General features: G+C 62.4%; 15 protein-coding genes. 3 read left to right on the forward strand and 12 right to left on the reverse strand.

Annotation, left to right across the window (positions count from 1 at the left end; all coding sequences use genetic code 11):
• Nucleotides 1–53: 53 nt before the first annotated feature.
• The 11 genes from AC1DWZ_RS17375 to AC1DWZ_RS17425 form a co-directional block, all read right to left on the reverse strand.
• Nucleotides 54–4,412: a translocation/assembly module TamB domain-containing protein gene (locus AC1DWZ_RS17375; RefSeq protein ID WP_477170190.1), complete on the reverse strand. Its 4,359-nt coding sequence runs from the start codon at nucleotides 4,410–4,412 to the stop codon at nucleotides 54–56.
• Nucleotides 4,412–6,256 carry an autotransporter assembly complex protein TamA gene (locus AC1DWZ_RS17380; RefSeq protein WP_477170191.1) on the reverse strand — a complete coding sequence of 615 codons (1,845 nt, stop codon included), beginning with the start codon at nucleotides 6,254–6,256 and terminating at the stop codon, nucleotides 4,412–4,414. Before AC1DWZ_RS17380 ends, AC1DWZ_RS17375 begins: the two co-directional genes overlap by 1 nt.
• Nucleotides 6,257–6,404: 148 nt before the next feature.
• Nucleotides 6,405–7,496: an ABC transporter ATP-binding protein gene (locus AC1DWZ_RS17385; protein ID WP_477170192.1), complete on the reverse strand. Its 1,092-nt coding sequence runs from the start codon at nucleotides 7,494–7,496 to the stop codon at nucleotides 6,405–6,407.
• A gap of 86 nt (nucleotides 7,497–7,582) precedes the next feature.
• Entirely contained in the window at nucleotides 7,583–9,034 is a 1,452-nt protein-coding gene (locus tag AC1DWZ_RS17390; RefSeq protein ID WP_477170193.1) for an ABC transporter substrate-binding protein, read from the reverse strand.
• 72 nt (nucleotides 9,035–9,106) lie between these two features.
• Nucleotides 9,107–10,135, reverse strand: coding sequence for a carbohydrate ABC transporter permease (locus AC1DWZ_RS17395; protein WP_477170194.1), 1,029 nt, complete (start codon nucleotides 10,133–10,135; stop codon nucleotides 9,107–9,109).
• Nucleotides 10,132–11,004, reverse strand: a complete 873-nt coding sequence (locus AC1DWZ_RS17400; protein WP_477170195.1) for a carbohydrate ABC transporter permease — start codon at nucleotides 11,002–11,004, stop codon at nucleotides 10,132–10,134. The genes AC1DWZ_RS17395 and AC1DWZ_RS17400 overlap by 4 nt, the downstream gene beginning before the upstream one ends.
• Before the next feature lie 12 nt (nucleotides 11,005–11,016).
• Nucleotides 11,017–11,949: a ribokinase gene (gene rbsK / locus AC1DWZ_RS17405; protein ID WP_477170196.1), complete on the reverse strand. Its 933-nt coding sequence runs from the start codon at nucleotides 11,947–11,949 to the stop codon at nucleotides 11,017–11,019.
• Between the two features lie 16 nt (nucleotides 11,950–11,965).
• Nucleotides 11,966–12,421 (reverse strand): RbsD/FucU family protein, encoded by a 456-nt coding sequence (locus AC1DWZ_RS17410; protein WP_477170197.1) that lies wholly within the window; start codon nucleotides 12,419–12,421, stop codon nucleotides 11,966–11,968.
• 82 nt (nucleotides 12,422–12,503) lie between these two features.
• Complete coding sequence (locus AC1DWZ_RS17415; protein ID WP_477170198.1) at nucleotides 12,504–14,888, reverse strand: aldehyde dehydrogenase family protein; 2,385 nt, start codon at nucleotides 14,886–14,888, stop codon at nucleotides 12,504–12,506.
• A gap of 4 nt (nucleotides 14,889–14,892) precedes the next feature.
• Nucleotides 14,893–15,906 carry a deoxyribose-phosphate aldolase gene (deoC, locus tag AC1DWZ_RS17420; protein WP_477170199.1) on the reverse strand — a complete coding sequence of 338 codons (1,014 nt, stop codon included), beginning with the start codon at nucleotides 15,904–15,906 and terminating at the stop codon, nucleotides 14,893–14,895.
• Between the two features lie 146 nt (nucleotides 15,907–16,052).
• Nucleotides 16,053–16,781, reverse strand: coding sequence for a DeoR family transcriptional regulator (locus tag AC1DWZ_RS17425; RefSeq protein WP_477170200.1), 729 nt, complete (start codon nucleotides 16,779–16,781; stop codon nucleotides 16,053–16,055).
• Nucleotides 16,782–17,019: 238 nt separating this feature from the next.
• Between AC1DWZ_RS17425 and AC1DWZ_RS17430 the strand changes: the two genes are divergently transcribed.
• The 3 genes from AC1DWZ_RS17430 to AC1DWZ_RS17440 all read left to right on the forward strand — a co-directional run bounded on the left by AC1DWZ_RS17430 (nucleotide 17,020) and on the right by AC1DWZ_RS17440 (nucleotide 19,791).
• Nucleotides 17,020–17,325 (forward strand): hypothetical protein, encoded by a 306-nt coding sequence (locus AC1DWZ_RS17430; RefSeq protein WP_477170201.1) that lies wholly within the window; start codon nucleotides 17,020–17,022, stop codon nucleotides 17,323–17,325.
• 86 nt (nucleotides 17,326–17,411) lie between these two features.
• Nucleotides 17,412–18,659, forward strand: coding sequence for an MFS transporter (locus AC1DWZ_RS17435; RefSeq protein ID WP_477170202.1), 1,248 nt, complete (start codon nucleotides 17,412–17,414; stop codon nucleotides 18,657–18,659).
• A 124-nt stretch (nucleotides 18,660–18,783) separates the two neighbouring features.
• Nucleotides 18,784–19,791, forward strand: a complete 1,008-nt coding sequence (locus AC1DWZ_RS17440; RefSeq protein WP_477170203.1) for a succinylglutamate desuccinylase/aspartoacylase family protein — start codon at nucleotides 18,784–18,786, stop codon at nucleotides 19,789–19,791.
• Nucleotides 19,792–19,987: 196 nt separating this feature from the next.
• Here the strand turns inward: AC1DWZ_RS17440 and AC1DWZ_RS17445 are convergent, their stop codons facing one another.
• Nucleotides 19,988–20,647, reverse strand: coding sequence for a TetR family transcriptional regulator (locus AC1DWZ_RS17445; protein ID WP_477170204.1), 660 nt, complete (start codon nucleotides 20,645–20,647; stop codon nucleotides 19,988–19,990).
• Between the last annotated feature and the right edge of the window lie 172 nt (nucleotides 20,648–20,819).

Raw genomic sequence — 20,819 nt, forward strand, 5'->3', positions numbered from 1 at the left:
GCAGGTAGGGTTGGAGACCAAACGAAAGATATTCAGCTGGAAGGCTTCTTCGCCTAGTAGTCCCACTCCCAATAGACACCGGCCTTGCCGGTGGAATTGGCGCCGACCTCGCCCTCGACCTTGACGTTGGGCGTCACCTCGACCTCGACCGTAGCCGCACTCGAATTGCCGGCCGTTCCCTGCTTCACACCGACATAGACGCCTTCACGCACATAGCGCCCGGCGCCGAGGCTGGGTCCGGTGGTGCCGTCGCCGGCATCGACACTGAGGCGATCTAGTCCGGTCTGTTTGCGAATCTTGTCGAGAAGATCGGTACCACCGCCGACACCGGCAAGTTCCGCCGTGGCTTGCGCGAGCTGGATCGCCTCCAGTGCCGAGAGCGAGCCGGATGCCTTGCCGAACAGCAGGCGGGAGAGGATCTCATCTTCCGGCAAGGGCGGGGTCGAACTGAGGCTGATCCGCACCAGGCTGACATGGCCGCCGACCGTAACGGCGACGTCATAACCTTCGGCCCGTGCATTGGCGACGAAATCGAGCACCGGGTCGATCTTGGGGGCACCATCGAAGATCACCTGACCGCGGCTGAACGACAGCTGTCGGCCGACCAGATCGAGTGTGCCGCGCCGCATCTTGATGGCGCCATTGATGATGGGCTGGTCCGCTGTCCCGCTGATCTTGAGCGCACCGCCCATCTCGGCATCCAGGCCTCGGCCACGGATCGATAGTTGCTGCGGGATGTCGACCGCAATGTCGAGGGCGATACCCAGAGATTTCGCAGGCGGCTTGGCGGCTGCTGCGATCTCGGCCGCGCGTGCCGGTGGGGCGTTGATCTCGACCGTCTCGATTTCCTGAATGCTGGGCGGCAGATTATCGGGGATGCGGATCTCGGCCTTGCGCAGCGTGATGTTGCCTTTGAGCGTCACCTGCTCGGTCAGATCGCCGCCAGCTTGCAGCTTGGCATCGGCGACCGCGAACGCGTCGGGCATGTTGAGCAATTGCGCCTGGTCGAGATTGAGGGCGATCTCGACCGGCATGTCGGCGCCCAGCCCGACCTTGCCCTGGCCCGAAATGCGGCCACCACCGGGCGTATTCGCCGACAGGCTCACAAGATCTATCTGCTGGCCGTTGCCGCGCAGCTCGGCCATCAGCTTCCGCAGCTTGATGCCATAACGCACATTGTCATAGCGGCCATCATTGATGCGGATACTGCCGGAGAGACCAGGATCATTGGGCGTGCCACTGGCCAGCAAATCGACATCCGCCTTGCCCGACACACGGTCTGCGCCGCCCGCCAGCACGATATCAAGGATGGAGAGATCGAGGGCGCCTTTGGCACTGGCCTGCAGCGGTGCTGCGGGATTGAACAGCGGAAACCCCGTGGCCGGATCGGCCGGTAATCCCAGCGACGCCGCAAGATCGAGCCCGCCGCCGCTCGAGAAACTGAAGTGCCCATCGGTGGCGATGCGACCACCACGCCAATCGCCCTTGAGATCGATCCCGGCGGAAAGGCCGCGCTGACCGCGCAGGCCCATATCCTTGGCAGCTACGTTGAACTGCGCCACCGGGTCAGCGCGCGATCCAGAGATATTCAGCGCCGCATCCACCGAGCCCATCGCCTCGATCGTGGGATCGGCAACCTTCAACAGCGCCAGCGGGAATTGCGTGATGTTGAGGTCGATATCGTTGCCGGCCGGACTCATCGCCGCATCGAGTGTAATCCGCCCATCGCGGGCGCGAAGATCGAGACCGGCAACGCGCATCGTCTCGCCCTGGCGCGTGAGGCGCATCGGCTTGGCAAGCGTCACTGTCTCCGCGCGATAGCTGGCGGTCAATGTTTTCAACGTCACCGTCTGCGTATCCGGCGTGTTCGCAAGATCGGCGGCGAGATCGAGGCCGATGTCTGGGCCGCTCGCCTTTGCCGTGATTGCCATGCCGGTGGCGCCGCCCTTTGCCGTCAGCGCCACCTTGTCCAACTTCTGCCCGCTGGCCGTCAAATCCTGGAGATCGATGCGACCATAAACGACCGGTACGCCGGTCGCGTCACTAAATCGCAGCGCAACCTTGCCCGCACCGATCGTCGCGGCCTGCCCATAGGCCAGGTCCTGCAGCGTGGCAGCCAGCGTCCCATTCTGCTTGCCATCGGCCTGGGCAAGCTTGATGTCTGCCTTGACTGCGCCGGCGAGATCGAGACCGGTCAAGCGCTGCAATTCGGCCAGCGCCGGAATGTCCACGGCCACATTGCCAGCGACCAGCGCGCCATTCACATCCGCTTCACCGCTCACGCTGCTGCGGCCCAAGCCGATCCTGGCATCTCGAATGGCGATGGTTCCGCTCTCCTTCTGCTGCGTGGCGCGGAGGGCAAGGCTGGCCTTGAGGCCGTCTAGAAGCGCCGTGCCGCTCAGCGCCATCTGAGGCGCGTTGATGAGATCCCGGCCATCGACTTTCAGCCCCAGCGCCGTCACGCTGCGCGGGCCGTAGCTGATCTCGCGCGATCCCAGATCGGCGACGATCTGTGGCGCCGCCACTGTCCCACCCAGCTTGGCCTGCAGCGACATGGCACCCTTGGCAGCCGGATCGAGCGCGGAGAGATCGCTGAGCGCGGCATCCAGCTCCATATCAAGCTGCGTATCCTTGAGCGTGCCGGATGCTGTCAGCTTGGCGGCGGCACCTTCAAAGACGGCGTCGGTGAGATCGATATTGCCGGCCGCATCCTGCGTGACATGGAGCGACAGAGTCGGAGCCGGGCCGATCAGCCCGTCGACCGCCGCCACCCCCAGCGACAGCGCCTCCCCCGCCCCGGAAAGATCGACGCGCGCACCTTGTGCATCCTTGTCGGCCAGAATCTTCAGACTGACATTGCCGTTGAGCTTCGTCTGATCCGGGCCAACCCAGGCACCGAGATCCGTGGCCTTGGCCTCGATCTCGGTATGCAGCGATGTGGCCCCCCATCCCACCGTCTGTGCCGTTCCAAACAATGTGAGCGGGCCGGCGGTGAGGTCGATGTTCTTGATGTCCGCCGTACCGGTGAGATCGATGCGGCCCTGCACGCCAAGCCGGACACCCTCGGCGAGCAAAGGCTGCCATCTCGGGTCGGCCAGTGTGATCTCGCTCGCATTGACCAGTGCGTCGAGATCGATCCCGTTCTTGAAGCTGCCGACCGGATCGGCCGTAAGGCTGATATCAGTGAAGCCGATTCTCTGCCCACCCGCGACCAGATCCGTGACAGTGCCGGTCGCGGCCACCTGGGCTGCCGCGATCTCGCCCTTGATCTCCCCCTGCAGCTCGGTCCCGCTCCAGCTGATGTCCGGCAGGAAGGCGGCGTAGGGCGTCGAACTGCCCGTGCGCACGGTGAAACTGAGCTTGCCCGGCGCCTCCAGACCAATCGACCCCTTGGCCGCGATGGTGGCCGAGGCGCCACTGGCCTGGAAATCCTGCACCATTATGAGGCCGGCCGGTTGGTCGATGGTCACCTGGCCGCGTGCCTTGAGGCCATCGTTGAGCAACAGCTTCACATCGTCCGGCAGCAGCCGGCGCGGATCGGCATCAAGGTTGAAGGCGATGCTGCGCTGGCGGCGCTCACCTGTACTGGTCAGGCCAAGCTTCGCCAACTTAGCGCCGTCGAGCGTGGCCGCAATACCGCCCTGCCAGGATGTGAGCGGGCCGTCTCCGGTAGCCGTGATCTGCAAATCCGGCGCACCCGGCAGACCGAGCATATGCGTCAGCAACCCACCCTGCGGTTCACGCACATTGAGCGCCAGCTTCAAGGCATCGTCGCCGGGGCGATAAGCGATATCGGCGTTGATCACATCGTCGCCACCATCGAGACGCTGCAGACTGAGCTTGGCGGCAAGCCCATCGGCGATATCGCCCAGCGACGCGCTGGCCTGCGCGCTGAAGATTGCCGTCTCTCCCAGGATCGGCGCACCCAGCGCGAGACGGTCAATGGTGAACGATTGCAGGGCAATGTCGATCGGCAGCGACGGCAGCAAAGGCTCCGCTACCTCGCCTTCGGCCGGATTCTTGTCCGCCGATGTGTCAGTGGGCGTTTCGGGCGGGCGTGCAAAATCGACCGCGCCGAGATGGAGGTCGGTCACGTCCAATGTTCCGACCAGCAGCCGTAGCGGCGACCAGTCGAGCGCCACGCGATCGACGGTGAGCCAGACACCCTTCGCATCGGAGAGCACAATTCCATGGAGCTCCATGTCGAACGGCACCACGCCGCTGATCTCAGCGGCCTGCAGGGTGATCGGTCCCTCCGCCATCGCTGCCTCGATTTGCGACAGGATGAGGTTGCGGCCCATCGACGTCTGCAGGACACCGAACAGAATCGCTATCAGCAGCAGCAGGGCCGCGAGCGCGATGCCGGCATATTTGCCGACATATTTGCCGACACCTTTGAATGTGCGGCGCATCAGAAGGCCTGCCCGATGCTGATATAGAATTGGAATGCATCGTCATCGCTGCGCGGGTTGAGCGGGACGGCAAAATCGGCGCGGATCGGACCGATCGAGGTGTAATAGCGCAGACCGATGCCGGCCGCGTACTGGATATCCTCGTCGAAGCTCGGAAACACATCGTCGGAGACGGTGCCGGCGTCGAAGAACGGCACGATGCCGTAATCGTCGAGAAAGCGGTAGCGCAGCTCGACGCTGGCAATCACTGAGCTGCGGCCGCCGACAGGATCGCCATCATCGTCGAGCGGACTGATCGAGCGGAATTCATAGCCGCGCACCGACCCGCCGCCACCGGCATAAAGCCGCCGGTCGGCCGGCAGGTCCTCTGTATCGCCACCAAACACATTGGCGGCCGCGACACGGCCGGCCAGCACCAGATTGCCATCGCCCGTGAGGTCAAAATACTTGCTGTAATCCGCGTTGGTACCGATGACATCCTGGCTGGAGCCAAGAAATTCCGGAAAGGCAAAGGTCGCAAGGATAAGCCGAGATCCGGAAACGGGGTTGAGAAGATCGGTCGTGGTATCGCGCTTGAACGACAGGGTTGGACCGAACAGCAGGAAGTCGTCGGTCTCGCCATCCTCGGTGATGCGCGAACGCTCGGCTTCCAGGCCGAAGCCCCAGCTCATATTCTCGTTGATGCGCCGCTCGATGCCAATGGTGGCGGTCACCGATTGCTTGTCGAACGTATCTTCGTCATGTGTGTCGGCAAGAATCAGGGATGCCGCCAGGTCCTGGTGCCGCATCAGATAGTCCGGTTTCTGGAATGCGGCCGACAGATTGTAGTCGGTATCGGCAAGACTGTTCTCGCCGAAGCCGGAAATCTCGGCATCCAGCCGCAGCTTCTCGGCCCCACCGAACAGATTCCGATCGCCCCAATAGGCCTTCACGCCAGCGCCCCTGTCGGTCGCATAATTGGCGCCGAGCCCGATGAAATGCCGCTTGCGCTCGGCGACCAGCACATCGACCGGCAGGCTGCCATCGGGCGCCAGCTGCTCGGCCGGCGTCACCTTGACGGAATCGAACACATCCAGTGACCGGAGATCGTCGCGCATCGCGCTGATGTCGCTGGGCTGGAAGCTTTTATTTGCCGGGAACTGTGTCCGCTGCTGCATGAAGGCGGGATCGATCCGCTCCAACCCCGCGACCTTGACGACCCCCATCGTCGCCGGCGGGCCCGGCTCCACCACATAGGTGACGGAAACCGTCCCGGTCGCATGATCGACCAGGGCCGGCTGCAGGGCCACCTTGGCAAAGGGATAGCCTTGATCCAGCACCGCATTCAGCAGCCGCTCGCGCTCAGCCAGAATATCGGCAGCACGCGCCGATTGATGCGCCTGGAGTTGTGGCTGCAATGGCTTGGGCAATGTCGGCGGCGCCGTCACGGTGACGGATTGCAGCGCAAAGATCTTGCCCGGCGTCACCAGGATCTCGACCGGCAGGATCGCACCCGCGGCCGGCTCGTCCGCATCAGCCAGCGCCGCCTCGTCGGTCACATCCATGCCGGCGACCTTAATGGCGACGCTGCCCCCGTAATAGCCGGCCGAGCGCAGGGCCTTCTCGATGCGAGGAATGTCTTCTTCCGCCCGCCGCGTCAGGCCGAAGAGGGAATCCGGTGGCGATTCCTTCAGCTCAATCAGGGTCGAGCTTGCCGCGACCGCCGTACCCAGCGCCGGATCATCGAGCTTGGCAATGGTGACTTCATAGTCGAGCGCCCACGCGCCCCGGGCGGCGCTGGCAAGCGCCGCGAGCGAAAGCAAGGCAACAATGGTCCGCTGCGCCCGCCACCGGAAATACGTCACGTCTGCCTGTCGGTCACAATCCTTGGAAACCCATACATGACCAAAACAGCCACGCACCCGCCCGGTTCCGCCCGAGCGGCCAAAGACCCTGCCGGCTCAGCATATAGCTGAAATATTGCCGCGATAAAGCGCCTAAACGGCGCCCCGATTAAACCGGAATGACGGCGCCGGTCAGCTTGAGGAAGACGTGCATCTTCTCGGCATCGATCGGCACCAGGGCGGTGTCGTCGGCCGCGGCCTTGGTGTGCGCTGCCACCTGGGCGGTGAAGGGTGCGCCGCCGACCGTGCCGATGAGGAGCGTGTGCGGCCCCAAGGGTTCCACGTCACGCACCTTGAGCTCGATCATGGGCAGCATACGGCCAGCGCCGACTGTGTGCTCCGGGCGGATGCCGGCCACGACCTTGGCGCCGACATGCGGACCGTAGGCTGCGGCGCGGGCGGCCGGCAGCGGAATGTCGATGCCGCCCTCGGCCCGGAAATGAATGCCACCATCGCCCTGCACAAGCTCGCCTTCGATGAAATTCATCGAGGGTGCACCGATGAAGGCCGCCACGAACAGGTTGCGCGGTTTTTCGTAAAGCGTGATTGGATCGGCCGCCTGCTCGATGCGGCCGCCATTCATGACGACGACACGGTCGGCCATGGTCATGGCCTCGACCTGGTCATGGGTCACATAGACCACGGTGGTCTGCAGGCGGCGATGCAGCGATTTGATCTCGGTGCGCATTTCAATGCGCAGCTTGGCATCGAGATTGGAGAGCGGCTCGTCGAACAGGAACACATCCGGGTTGCGCACGATGGCGCGGCCGATGGCGACGCGCTGGCGCTGACCGCCGGACAATTGCTTCGGGCGCCGGTCGAGATAGGGGTCGAGGTTGAGGATACGGGCGGCATTCTTGACGGCGATGTCGATCTCATCCTTCGACGTGCCACGCACCTTCATGCCATAGCCGATATTCTCACCGACCGTCATGTGCGGATAGAGCGCGTAATTCTGGAACACCATCGAGCAGTTGCGCAAGCCCGGACGCAGATCCGTCACATCCCGGTCGCCGATCTTGATGGTGCCCGTGCTGGCCGTTTCCAGTCCCGCGATCATGCGCAAGGTCGTGGTCTTGCCGCAGCCCGAGGGGCCGACCAGGACGACGAATTCGCGCGAGGCGATTTCCAGATCGAGCGGCGGAATGACGGTGACATCGCCGAAGGATTTGGTGATGCGTTCGAGGCTTACGCGGGACATGGCATGCTTCTTCTATAGGGCGAAAATTGATCCCGCCCCGGCGGCGCCAAACAACGCATCCAGGGCGGGACCTCGTCTGGTCTAGCTTATTTCGGCGGCAGACCCATCGCGGCGCGATAGGCGGCCAACTGCTTGTCGCGGCCGAATTCGTCGGTCAGACGATTCCATTCCGCGGCCACCGTATCAAGAGCCTGCTGGGCAGTCTCTTCGCCGGCCAAGGCCTTGGAGAGTTCGATCTCCACGACTTCGGTGTAGGAGAAGTAGCCCGGCAGACGCATGTCGAGCACCACGTTCTCGGCTGCGAGCGAATCCGCCTGCGCGCCCAAATATTCCTTGGCTTCACGCGGGCTGAACAGCTTCGACCACAGGTCGAGATTGGTGGTGTGCGAGATGCGGTAGGGGTTCACACCGGTACCGCCGGTGATCGCCGCCTGGCCCGAAATCTCGGGGCTGGAGAGGAATTCGATATAGTTCCAGGCCGCTTCCTGATGCTTCGACGAAGCCGGAACCGCTGCCTGCCAGCCGCCGAACGCCATGAACGGCGATTTGACAACATGGTCGAACTTCTTCCATTCCTTGGTCTTGTAGTCCCAGATCTCGTTCGAGCCCGGCAGCACGGCCGAACCGACCTTGCCAGAAATCTTCGATTGCTTCGGATCCGCGGCGATGACGCCGGTATCGCCCCAGCCGATCGATTCCGCAACCTGGCCACCGGCCACGGCCGCGTTCACTTCACCGAACGAGAAGTTGAGCGCGTTGGGCGGCGCCAGCTTCGAGGATTTCACATATTCCTCAAGGCCACGCACCCAGCCCGGGTTGTTGATTTCGGCATCCATGGTCTCCGGATTGAAGAACATGGCGCCCTTCTGCCCCGGAATGTTGGTGTAGGACGCGGCATGGCTGAAGAAGAACCAGAATTGCTGGCCACCGCGGCGATAGGCTTCGGCGGTGCCCCACAGGCCCTTGTCCGGGCGCGTGAAGAATTCAGCGATGTCGAGATACTGCTTCCAATCCTGCGGGACGGCGAGATCGTAGCCATACTTCGCCTTGAAAGCCTCTTTCTCCTTCGGATCTTCAAAGAGATCGATGCGGTAGGTATAGGTATGAACGTCGCCGTCGATGGTCTGCGACAGGGTCTTGCCGTTCCACACCATCAGCTGTTCGCGGTAGATGGGCGCGATATCGTCCCAGGCGGCACCCTTGCGCATCGCTTCGGGCACTTCGGCGAGGTAATCGGTGAAGTCCGGCGACCAGGCGGGAGCGAAGCTGATGACGTCGAAGGTTTCTTCACCCGAGGAGAGCGAGGTCACGATCTTCGGATAGAGTTCCGACCAGGGAAACTCGACCACATTGACCTTGCCGCAGGTCTTCTTGGCCCAGGCTTCGCCGGCACTCTGCAGCGCCGAGGCGATGTAGGGGCCGGTCTGCGAGGCGGCCGTCAAGGTCACGCCGGTATAGTCTGGATCGCACGCCAGTGCGGCCCCGGTGGTCAACGACAGCGCTGCCATCGCCGATGCACCCAGTAGCAGTTTTCTCATGTTGTCACTCCCGTTTTCTCTTTGTTGATTAGCGCGTTTGGTAAACTTAGGTAGTTGGTAAAATCGTATGGCCTATTTGATGGCTCCCAGCAGCAGGCCTGACCGCATGAGCCTGCTCAAGAGCGCCGCCATGATCATCATCGGAATGATGGCAACCAGAGCAGCGGCGGAAATCGACCACCATTCGTCGCCGCGCTGGCTGTTCTGGCCGGCCACGAGAATGGGCAGCGTCTGCCATTTGGCATTGGTGAGGAAAAGCGCGAACAGGAACTCGTTCCACACGAAGGCCAAGGTGATCATGAAGGTGGCGATGAGGCCCGGGACCGACATCGGCAACACGATGCCGGTGAAGATACGCCAGCTCGGCACATTGTCGACCATCGCAGCCTCCTCCACCTCGAGCGGCAAAGCGGCGAAGAAATCGCGCATCAGCCACACCACGATCGGCAAGCTGAAGGCGATGTAGGCCAGCACCATGCCGACATAGGTGTCGACCAGCTTGAAGCCCATGCGGCCGACTTCGGTATACATGAGGAACAGTGCAAAGGCGGTGACGATGGGCGGGAACATGCGCTGGCTGACGAACCAGAAGATGATGTCCTCATTGCCCATCACCGGCCCCGGCACCCTGAGGCGGTTGGTCAGCAGCGACGCGACGAGGGCCACGATGAAGGCGATCAGCATCGAGGCGGCGCGGCCGAAGCCAAGCCCATAGGAGCCCAGCAGATAGCCGCCCAGCGCCACCACGAAGAAGGCGAGACCCGAGGCCAGCTTCACCTTGAACGGGAAGCGCACCAGCGCATAGGCCGCCATGGCACCAATGGCTGTGGCCAGAACGGCCGATGAAAGACCGATAACCGTCGAGGCGATGACATTGTTGAAGAACTCGCCGCGCTCACCGGACAGCAATTCGCTCCAGGCCTGCAACGATGGCTCGAAATCGACGAACGGGATGAACGTGGCATGCCCCACCACCGAGAGCGAGGTCTTGAACGAGGTCACCGCCACCCAATAGAGCGGGAACAGCGTGAACAGCGCCCAGAACACGATGCCAAGCAGGGCGAAATAGCGCGGCGCGCCTTTGAGAGTGCGGGTGCTCATCGATGTTTCGCCAGATAGGGTTTGAGGATCGCGAGATAGACCACGCCAATGACCGTGATCACGATCAGGAACAGGAAGCTCAATGCCGAGGTATAGCCAAGATTGAACTTCTTGAAGCCCTCCTGATAGGCAAAGAGGGTCAGCGTCTCCGTGGAAACACCTGGTCCGCCACCGGTCAGCACGAAGACGGTGTCGATGATCTTGTAGCTCTCGATGAGGCGGATGAAGACCACCGCCACCGAAATGGGCAGCATCATCGGAAAGGTAATGTCCCAGAACTGCCGCCAGGAACCGGCATTTTCCAGCGAGGCCGCTTCATAGACATCGTCCGGCAAGGTGGCGAGGCCCGCCAGCAGCATCAGAATGATGAAGGGTGTCCACTGCCAGACTTCGACCGTAATGAGGGCGCCGATTGACCAATGCGTCTCGGTGAGGAACGGCAGGTTGGGGAAGCCCAGGAAGGTCATGAACTGATTGAGCGGACCCTGCGTCGGATTGAAGATCTGGCGCGCGATGAGGGCCACCGCCACCGGGGCGATCAGCATGGGGAGCAGGAAACCGACCCGGAACAGTTTTTCGCCCGGCACCTTGGCATGGAGCGCCAGTGCCACGGCAAAGCCGATCACATATTGGATGGCGACCGAGATGAAGGCGATGATGCTGGTCGTCAGCGTCACATGCCAGAAACGCGGATTGGCAAGCAGGCTGGTGTAATTGTCCAGGCCGACGAAGCGCGGTGGGATCGGCGGCACCAGGCGGAAGCTCATGAAGCTGGTGGTCAGCGAATAGATCAGCGGAAAGATCGAGATCGCCAGCACCACGAAGAGTGCCGGCCAGATGAAGAAATATTTGATCGGATCGTTGCGCATCCCACTACCTAATCATACTTTGACGGCCAGCAAGGCATCGACCGCCGCCCGCTGTGGCATCGAGGGCGCCGTGCCGCGCTTGGTGACCGAGAGCCCCGCCACCGTGCAGCCGAAGCGGACGGCTTCTGCCGGTGCCATTCCGCTGGCGATCGCTGCCGAAAAGCCGCCGACAAACGCGTCGCCGGCACCGGCGGTGTCGATCACGCTGCCTGCCGACACAGCAGGTACATGAATTGAATTGCCCTTCGAATGCAACAGCGCGCCGCGCTCGCCGAGGGTGATGAGCGCATTTTTTGCGCCGTTAGCTAACAAGACATCGCCGGCACGGCGCGCATCGTCCAAACTGTCGAGCGGAAAGCCGACCAGCGCCGCCGCCTCGCTTTCATTGGGGGCGATGTAGTCGCACAGCGGATAGATCGCCTGCGGGAATTTTTCGGCCGGGGCCGGATTGAACACGGTAATGACGCCGGCTGCCCTGGCGATCTCCAGCGCCCGTTGCGCCGCGGCCACAGGCTGTTCCAATTGGGTCACAAAAACCTTGGCGCCGCGGATCTGGTCGGCAGCCGCCTCGACATCGGCCGGCGACAAGGTGCCGGCGGCACCGGGATAGACGATGATCGCGTTCTCGCCGGTCTTGTCGTTTACATAGATGAAGGCGACGCCGGTCGGGTCCACGTCGGACAGGCCGACCTGGGCATGAATGCCTTCTTCCTTCCAGGTCTTCTGCGCAATCTCGCCGAACGTATCGCGGCCGATCTTGGAAATGAACGTCACCTTGGCACCGAGCCGGGCTGCCGCCACGGATTGGTTCGAGCCCTTGCCGCCCGGCCCCATCTTGAAGCCCGACCCGGCAATGGTTTCGCCGATCTTCGGCATCCGGTCGCCCATGAAGGCGAGATCGGCGACGAAAATCCCCAGAATGGCAACGCCTTCTTGGCTGGACACGTGCGTGGCCCCTTACTTACTTCGTCTCGGGCGGGATGACGCCCTTGGTGAACATGAAACAGCCATAGAAACGGCGTTCGCCGGTGGCGATGACGCAATAGGATTTCTTGGCGACCTCGTAGAAGGCCATGCGTTCGACCGACACCATCGGCCAGGACTTGCCCTCGGCGCGGTCGATCTCGGCCTGCACTTCCTTCTGGACGGCCGGAATCTCGGTCGGATTGCCGACGATCTCCATGCGCATGGCCGCATCGGGAATGAAACTGTCGAGCGGCATCGCGGAAAGAATGGCGGCTGTGGCCTGGGCGGTCGTCACATTGTCGATCCGCAGCAATTTGCCAAGGCGCGTCTGGCGCGCGATCGAATCCGCCGGAAAATTGGTGTCGCACAGGACCAGGCGATCGCCATGGCCCATGGCGCGCAATGCATAGAGGACATCCGCATTCAACAGCGGATTGATGTTCTTCAGCACGGTCTCTTCCTCCCCATCACTTTTGTTTCTACGGCTTTGAACAACCGCTTTGCCCCACTACTTCAAACAGGGGTCACTCTATTCACTCGCCATAGGGAATCCAGATATTCTTTACCTGTACCGCATGCCTCAGCAAAATTTGACCTTCCGCGGCCGCCGGATCCGACCAATCGGTCACCAATCCGTGATCCGCAAGGACACGCTTCAAATTGCCGATCGACAGTTTCTCGGCCAGCGTCGACAGCTCCTTGGCGCCGAACACCCAGACCGCATCGACATCGTCGTGATCGGCCAGGGTCTTGGTCAGGTCCTTGGCGGCACCGGTCACGATATTGATGACGCCGGCCGGAACGTCGGATGTCTCGATGATCTGGTAGAAATCGGTGACCGCCAGCGGATGGCGCTCCGAGGGCACCACCACCACACGGTTGCCCATGCTGATCAAGGGTGCCACCAATGAGATAAAGGCCAGCAACGGTGCCTCAATCGGGCACACCACACCGACAACACCGATGGGCTCGTTCATCGCCAGGGCGACACCGCGCAAAGGTGGCGTGTGCACGGTGCCTTCGAACTTGTCGGCCCAGGCACCATAGCTGAACAGGCGTGAAATGCTGGCCTCGACCTCGGCTTCCGCCTTGGCCTTGGAGACACCAGTCATAGCCGTGATGCGGCCGGCGAATTCGGCGGCGCGGGCCGAGAGATTCTCGGCCAGGTAATAGAGGATCTGCGCGCGGTTATGCGCCGTGGCCTTGCCCCAACTCTCGGCGCCGCGGGCGGCTGCGACCGCATTGCGGATGTCCTTGCGGTTGCCCTCGCCCACCTCACCAACCTTGGCACCCTTCGGTGACAGGATGGCGCGGGAGTAGTTGCCATCGGGACGCGCCTGCTTGCCACCGACGAACAGTTTCGCTGTCCGGTCGAGGCTCGGATGACCAAAGCTGCCGGTTTCTTCCAGCGCCTTCGGTTCGTCGCTGATCATGCGCGCCTTGCGCCCCGCCCAGGCCTTGGGCTTCAGATATTCATAGGCGCCTTCCTTGCCACCCTCGCGGCCATAGCCGGATTCGCGGTAACCGCCGAAACCGACGGCGGCATCGAACAGATTGGTGGCATTGATCCAGACCACCCCGGCTTGCAGCTTCGGGGCGATGTCGAGGGCAAGACCGATGGTCTCGCTCCACACGCTGGCCGACAAGCCATAGCGCGTATTGTTGGCCAGCATCACCGCTTCGTCCGGCGTGCGGAAGGTCATGCTGACCAGGACGGGCCCGAAGATTTCTTCCCGTGCCACGGTGGCAGCGGTGTGGACGTTGGAAAGCAAGGTCGGCGGATAGAAGGACCCACCCTTGGGCAGGTCGATATCCGGCTGGAACAGTTCGGCGCCTTCAGCAACACCGGTTGCGACCAGCGATTTGATGCGCTCCAACTGCACCGGCGCCACAATCGCACCCATGTCGATCGCCTTGTCGAGCGGATGGCCCACACGCAGATTCTGCATGCGGCGCTTCAGGCGATTGAGGAACGTCTCACTGATGCCTTCCTGCACGAGAAGGCGCGACCCGGCACAGCAGACCTGGCCCTGATTGAACCAGATGGCGTCGACCACACCTTCCACGGCGCCATCGATATCGGCATCATCGAACACGATGAAGGGCGACTTGCCGCCAAGCTCCAAGGTCAGCGATTTGCCGGAACCCGCGGTCTTTTCGCGGATGAGCTTGCCCACTTCGGATGAGCCGGTGAAGGCGATCTTGTCGATGCCGGCATGATCGACGACAGCGCCACCCGTGCTGCCGTCACCTGTTACGACATTGAGGACACCAGCCGGCAGACCGGCTTCCGCGGCAATCTCGGCAAACAGCAAAGCGGCGAGCGAGGTGAACTCGGCCGGTTTCAAAACCACCGTATTTCCCAGCGCCAGGGCCGGCGCCACTTTCCAGGCCAGCATGAGGAGCGGGAAGTTCCAGGGGATGATCTGGCCGACCACACCTACCGGCACCTGATCTGCAAACTCGCTCGCCTGCAATTGCGCCCAGCCGGCATGGTAATAGAAATGCCGTGCCACCAGCGGAATGTCGATGTCGCGCGTTTCGCGGATGGGCTTCCCGTTGTCGATCGCCTCGACCACCGACAGCAGGCGGCCATTGCGCTGGACAGCGCGCGCCAGGGCATAAAGATGCCGCGCCCGCGCATGGCCGGAAAGTTTCGCCCACGGACCCTGCGCCTTCCGCGCGGCGGCAACCGCCGCATCGACATCGGCCGCATTGCCCAGCGCCACGCGCGCGATCTTGGCATCGGTCGCCGGTTCGAAGGCGTCGAAATATTTGCCGTCGCTGGGCTTCTGAAATGCGCCGCCGATGAAATGGCCGAAACCGCCCTCGTGCTTCTTCAGCCAGGCGCGTGCCTCACCATCGGCTTCCGGCGCCGGGCCATAGGACATTTCGTCGAAGTAACGGGCGACACTCATAATCTTATCCTGCCGCATGGCGGTTATAGGCCGAGTACCGGCCGGTCACATGATGTTCGAGCTGCCGTTCGATATCGGCAAGAAGGCTTGAAGCGCCGATGCGGAACAGATTGGGTTCCAGCCACGGACGCCCCAGCTCTTCCTTCATCAGGAACTGGTAGTTGAGCACATCCTTGGCCGCCGAAATGCCGCCGGCGGGCTTGTAGCCGACCTTGAAGCCGGTGCGCTCCTGATATTCGCGGATCATGCGGATCATGATGAGCGTCACCAGCAAGGTCGCGTTGACGCCTTCCTTGCCGGTCGAGGTCTTGATGAAATCGGCACCCGCCATCATGCACACCAGCGAGGCGCGGGCGACGTTGCGCATGGTCTTGATATCACCGGTGGCCAGGATCGCCTTGACATGCGCGTCCCCGCAGGCGGCGCGGAAGTCGCGCATCTCGTCATAGAGCGCCTGCCAATTGCCGGTCAGCACATGTTCGCGGGTGATGACGATGTCGATCTCCTGCGCACCGTCTTTGACCGAAGCTTCGATTTCCTTGAGCTTGATGTCATGGGGCACCAGGCCTGCCGGAAAGCCTGTCGAGACGGCCGCCACCGGAATGCCCGACCCAGCCAAGGCTTCAACAGCGGTCGCCACAAACCGGTGATAGACGCAGACCGCCCCCGTGGTGAGATGACGGTCCGCCATGCCGAGTGCTTCGAGGATATCCTGGCGCACCGGCGATTTTGCCTTGGCGCACAGGCGCTGCACGCGTGCTGCCGTATCGTCGCCATTCAATGTCGTGAGATCGATGCAGGTGATGGCCTTCAGGAGCCAGGCTGCTTGCGCATCCTTCTTGACCGTGCGCCGCCCGGGCAGTGTGGCAACGCGCCGTTCAGCGGCCGACAGATTGACGCGCACATCCCGCACCCAGCCCAGATCGAGCGGCCGTGCCACATTGCGCGGGACATCATTATGCCCGGCGGTGGGATGCACCACTTGACCCTGGATAGGCGCGATCTTCAGATCAGCCATGCCGACACCGTTCCAAAATTAATTTAAGGGTGCATACGCAGCTCACAGGGCTGGTATGCATCTCCCTCCCGCCCCGTGCCATTTGCTGGCACATGTTATTATTCTACCAAATTCTGATCACTTTATGACATCTTGACCGAAACACGTCAAGCTTTCGTCCCGGCTTCCGCGACACCGGCCTCTGTGATGATGGCCTTGAATTCGGCGAGGCGCGCGAAATAGGCCGGCTTGACGATGCCGAACTTGCTGGAATCGACCACCAGATGGCTTTCCAAGGCGCTGGCGATCGCCTTCTGCTTGATCGGCACTTCGTGAAAATGCGAGCAGCTGGCGCCCCGTTCCACATCGACCCCACCGGCTGAAATGAACGCCTTGTTAATGCCGAATCGACCCAACGGTTCCAGCCATTCGCCGCTGGAAAAGGTGGCCGAGGCCGGGTGATAGATGCCGCCCAGCATGACCATCCGCAGATGCGGCTTCTGGGCGAGCTTTTCCGCCACGTTCAAGGAATAGCAGATCACCGTGATGCTGAGATCCACCGGTATTTGCTGGGCCAGATGTTCGAGTGTCGAGCCGCAATCAATGAACACCGTATCGTCGGGCGCGATCAGTTTCAGGGCATGCTGGCAGGCGCGTTCCTTGGCGGTGGCGTGGCTGTCCGCCTCGCGCCCCAGTTCATAGCCGCCGGCAATGTCGTCGGCGCTGACAATGTGGCCGCCGAGATAGGCAAAGCGGTCCGGCATGGCACTGACATCGCGCCGCACGGTCATTTCCGAGACACCCAGCAAGGCGGCGGCATCGCGCAGATGCAGCACACCGCGCTTGGCAAGGGCGTCGGCCAGCTGGTTGGCACGCTCGGTCTTACGGCTGGACATTGAAGCAACTCTCCCTGGCGGCGCCGTCTGCCGCTTTGGCCGGGCGGTTCTTGGGGCACGCAATTGTTAGCATGCGCTGGGCTGACATCACTCGTCAACCAAAAATGTTATATTTTTAACATTCACGATAGTGATCAAAAAATGGAACCGACCCCCTTTGATTCGGTTGGTTTTTTTAGAGCACCTCGCGTGCAAATTAACCACTTGTCTAGACAAGTGACCGGAAAGGAGAGCAGCCATGCCCCGCGGCGACAAATCCAGATACACCGACAAGCAGAAACGCCAGGCCGAGCATATCGAGGAGGGCTATGAGGAACGCGGCATCGGCAAGGACGAGGCCGAAGCCCGCGCCTGGGCCACGGTCAACAAGATGACCGGCGGTGGCAAGAAGCCCGGCGGCTCGGGTGTCGGCAAGAAGATGAACAAGGCGCCGGCCCGGAAGGGTGGCCGCAAGGGCGGTGCCGCCGCCGCGGCAAGACCCAAGGCCGCCCGCAAGGCATCGGCCAAGAAGGCCGCTGCCACCCGCAAGCGCAACGCTGGTTGATGGAGAAGAGAGGACACTTTCGTTCAGGTGGACAATAGCCCAGTATGCGGCCTTCCGCCGGTGCCGGCCGCAGTTCTGAGCAATGCATGTCCACCCAACACAATATGATCTCTGTGCTGCGCAACAGGGATTTCCTGTTCCTCGAAACCAACGCCTTCTTCTCCAGCCTCGCTGCGGAAATCGTCTCGGTGGCGATGCTCTGGCGCTTGTATGAGATTGCCGGCGCGCCGTCGGTCATCGGCTGGATCGGCCTGGTGCAATTCATCCCGACGCCGCTCCTGCTGCTTCTGACCGGCACCTTCGCCGACCGTTACTCTCGTAAGCATATCGTCGGCATCTGCATGGCGGTTGAGTTCTGCGCGGTCCTCGGGATCGCTTTGACATCCGGCGGCGAGGCGGCACGGATCTGGCCGATCCTCATATTCCTGGCCATCCTCGGCGCCGGCCGCGCATTCCTCGCCCCTGCTTCGCGCGCGCTTGCCCCCACGCTGGTGAAACGTGAGGATATCGGTGCTGCCATTTCCTGTTCCACCGCCATCTGGCAGTTCTGTTCCATCGCCGGACCCGCCTTGGGCGGCGTTCTGTACGGGTTTTCGCCGAACCTTGCCTATGGCACGGCCCTCACCATGATCGTTCTGGCCGGCCTTGCCACACTCTTCATCCGCGCCGTTCCGCAAACCCCGATGCAAGAGGAAGGCATCATCGATTCGCTGCTCGGCGGCGTGCGCTACATGAAGGCGGAGAAGATCGTCCTCGGCGCCACCACGCTCGATCTCTTTGCCGTTCTGCTCGGCACCACGATCGGCCTCCTCCCCATCTTCGTGAAAGATATCCTGTTCGCCAATGCACAGGAACTTGGCATACTGCGCGCGGCAATGGGTGTGGGCGCCCTCTGCATGGCGCTCTATCTCGGCGTGCGGCCGGTGCGCCGCCGGGGTGGACCGATCATGTTCGCGACCGTCGCCGTGTTCGGCGTGGCGACCATCGTCTTTGCGCTGTCGAGCTCCTTCATCCTCTCGGTCGCGGCACTCTTTGTCATGGGCGCCAGCGACATGATCAGCGTCTATATCCGCGAAGTCCTGTTGCAGCTCTGGACGCCCAATGCATTGCGCGGCCGCGTCAATGCCGTCAATTCCGTCCTCATTTCCGCTTCCAACGAACTGGGCATGAGCCGGGCAGGGTTTGTGGCGCAGAATATCGGCCCCGTACCGGCGGCGGTCATCGGTGGCGCGTGCACGCTGGTTGTCACCCTGCTGTGGATGTGGTGGTTCCCGAAACTACGCCAGGCCGATGATCTTTCCGGCGCCGATTCCGCGGAGACGACAGAAGGTTGAAAAGGGATGATTGCGGTGGGGTGATCCGGCCGATCGCGCGCTGTGCGATCGGCTTGAAGCTGAGAAAGCTTGACCCGCCGCCGGCATCGCCTAGCATGGCGCGTTCACAGATCAGCGAGCCATCATGCCTGCAAGCCCCATTTCCACCGACATCGACTTCACCCGCGACGGCAAGCAATTGGGTTATCTGCGGCTGCCGCATTCGGTGCATCGGTCGGCCTATGGTTGGCTGCCCTTCCCCATCGCCTGCATCAAGAATGGCACAGGCCCGGTGATATTTCTCTCCGCCGGCGTGCATGGCGACGAGTATGAGGGGCAGATTGCGATGTCGCGCCTCATCCAGGATATCGACGTCAAGGACGTCAAAGGCCGCATCATCATCCTGCCGATGGCAAACTTTCCGGCGGGACAAGCTGGCCTGCGTGTCTCGCCGATCGACGATGTCAATCTCAACCGCGCCTTCCCGGGCGATCCCGCCGGGACACCGACACAGATCATCGCGCATTACATCGAGACGGTGCTGATGCCGGGGTCGGATCTTCATATCGACATTCATTCCGGCGGCTCGTCATTGTTCTATCTGCCCTGTGCGATGCCGGATTGGTCGGCCAATTGCGCGATGCCGCATGCGCGCATGATGGAATTGTGCCGGCTGTTCGGCGCCCCTTATCAGATCACCTTCGATGAAGACCAGGAGGGTCGCTATATTTCCGCAGCGGCGACGCGCCAGGGCATCGTCTCGATCGGCGCGGAGCTGGGCGGCGGCGGCAGGCTCACCAGCGCCTATATCGACATCGCCTATTGGGGCATCCTGCGTATCCTCAAGGACATGGGGGCCTATACCGGCAGCCTCGCCCAGGCGCCAAAGCCCGCCGAGACCCTGGTGCTGCCGGTGAAGGCAGCGCAGTTCGTCTATGCGATGGAAGCCGGCATCGTCGAGCATGTGGTAGCACTTGGCGATCGCATCGCCGATGGGGCAAAGATCGCCCTCATCCATCATCCCGAGACGCCGGGCCAAACCCCAACACCGGTCTTCGCCCGCCAAGGCGGCCTCGTCATCTGCCAACGCGCCATGGGCCGCGTCGAACGCGGCGATTGCATCGGGCATTGGGGTGGGGAGAGTGCCCGTTAGTTGGTGGAGGTCGGCGAAAGCCATCGCTTACCCCCTCACCCTGACCCTCTCCCGCGAGGGGAGAGGGAATGAGATTTGCCGGCAGGATTCAGCTTGTCAGAAGGTCTCGATAAATATGTGTGGCGAGAGCCCCTCTCCCCTCGCGGGAGAGGGGTTGGGGTGAGGGGGCTTTCGACGCGTTGCTGTCGCCCACCTATTACGCCGCACGCGAACGCGGTGTCAGCATTTCGGTGATCTTCACGGCCTGGGCGAGGCGTTTGTCCACTTCGGCCATCGTCTTCGCGAGATCGTCGCTGTCGTCGCGCTTCCAGGCGTGGAGGCCGGCGAGATAGATCGCCATCAGGCCCTGCACGCGCAGCAGGCCCTTGAGGCCGGAGGCGCTGATGCCGGCGGTTTCCAGCATCAATGCCATGGAGCGGCGCACCTGGCGGCTGAGGCATGCGGCTTCGAACGGTGTCTGCGGCAATTCGCGCAGCAGGGTGAGATAGGCGTCGCGCTGTTGCTGCAGATGATCGAAGCGCCGCATGACAAGGTCGAAGAGGCGGTCCTTGGCATCGCCATCGAGGGGATCGTCCTTCAAGGAGGTGAGGATATCGTTATCCGTCTGCCGCGCCAGCGCCAGCAGGATCGCGGCCTTGGTCGGATAGATGGCGTGGGCTGCCGCCATGTCGAGCCCGGCTTCCTCGGCAATCGCCGCCAGCGACAGATCGCGCCAGCCCTGCGTCGCGATGAGGTGGAGAAGCGCTGTCCGCAAGGCGGTGGCGGGATCGCCGATTGGCTTCCTGGCCGCTGGTTTCTTCGTGGCCGGCTTTTTGGCTTTGGTCGATTTCTTGGCTGCGCGCGCGGTCTTGGCCATGGGTGCCTCCCTCTGTCGCAGGATTTTATATGCTGATGATATAGGCTTCGCCGTGATCGCGGCAAGCGGGGTGGGCGGCTGACATATGCGACCCAGTTCTTCACACCTCATCCCCGGGCTTGACCCGGGGATCTGCTTGCAGCTTCTCGGCCGCGGAACCTGATCCCCGGGT

It is taken from the genome of Dongia sp. P2_B8 (genome assembly GCF_056404715.1).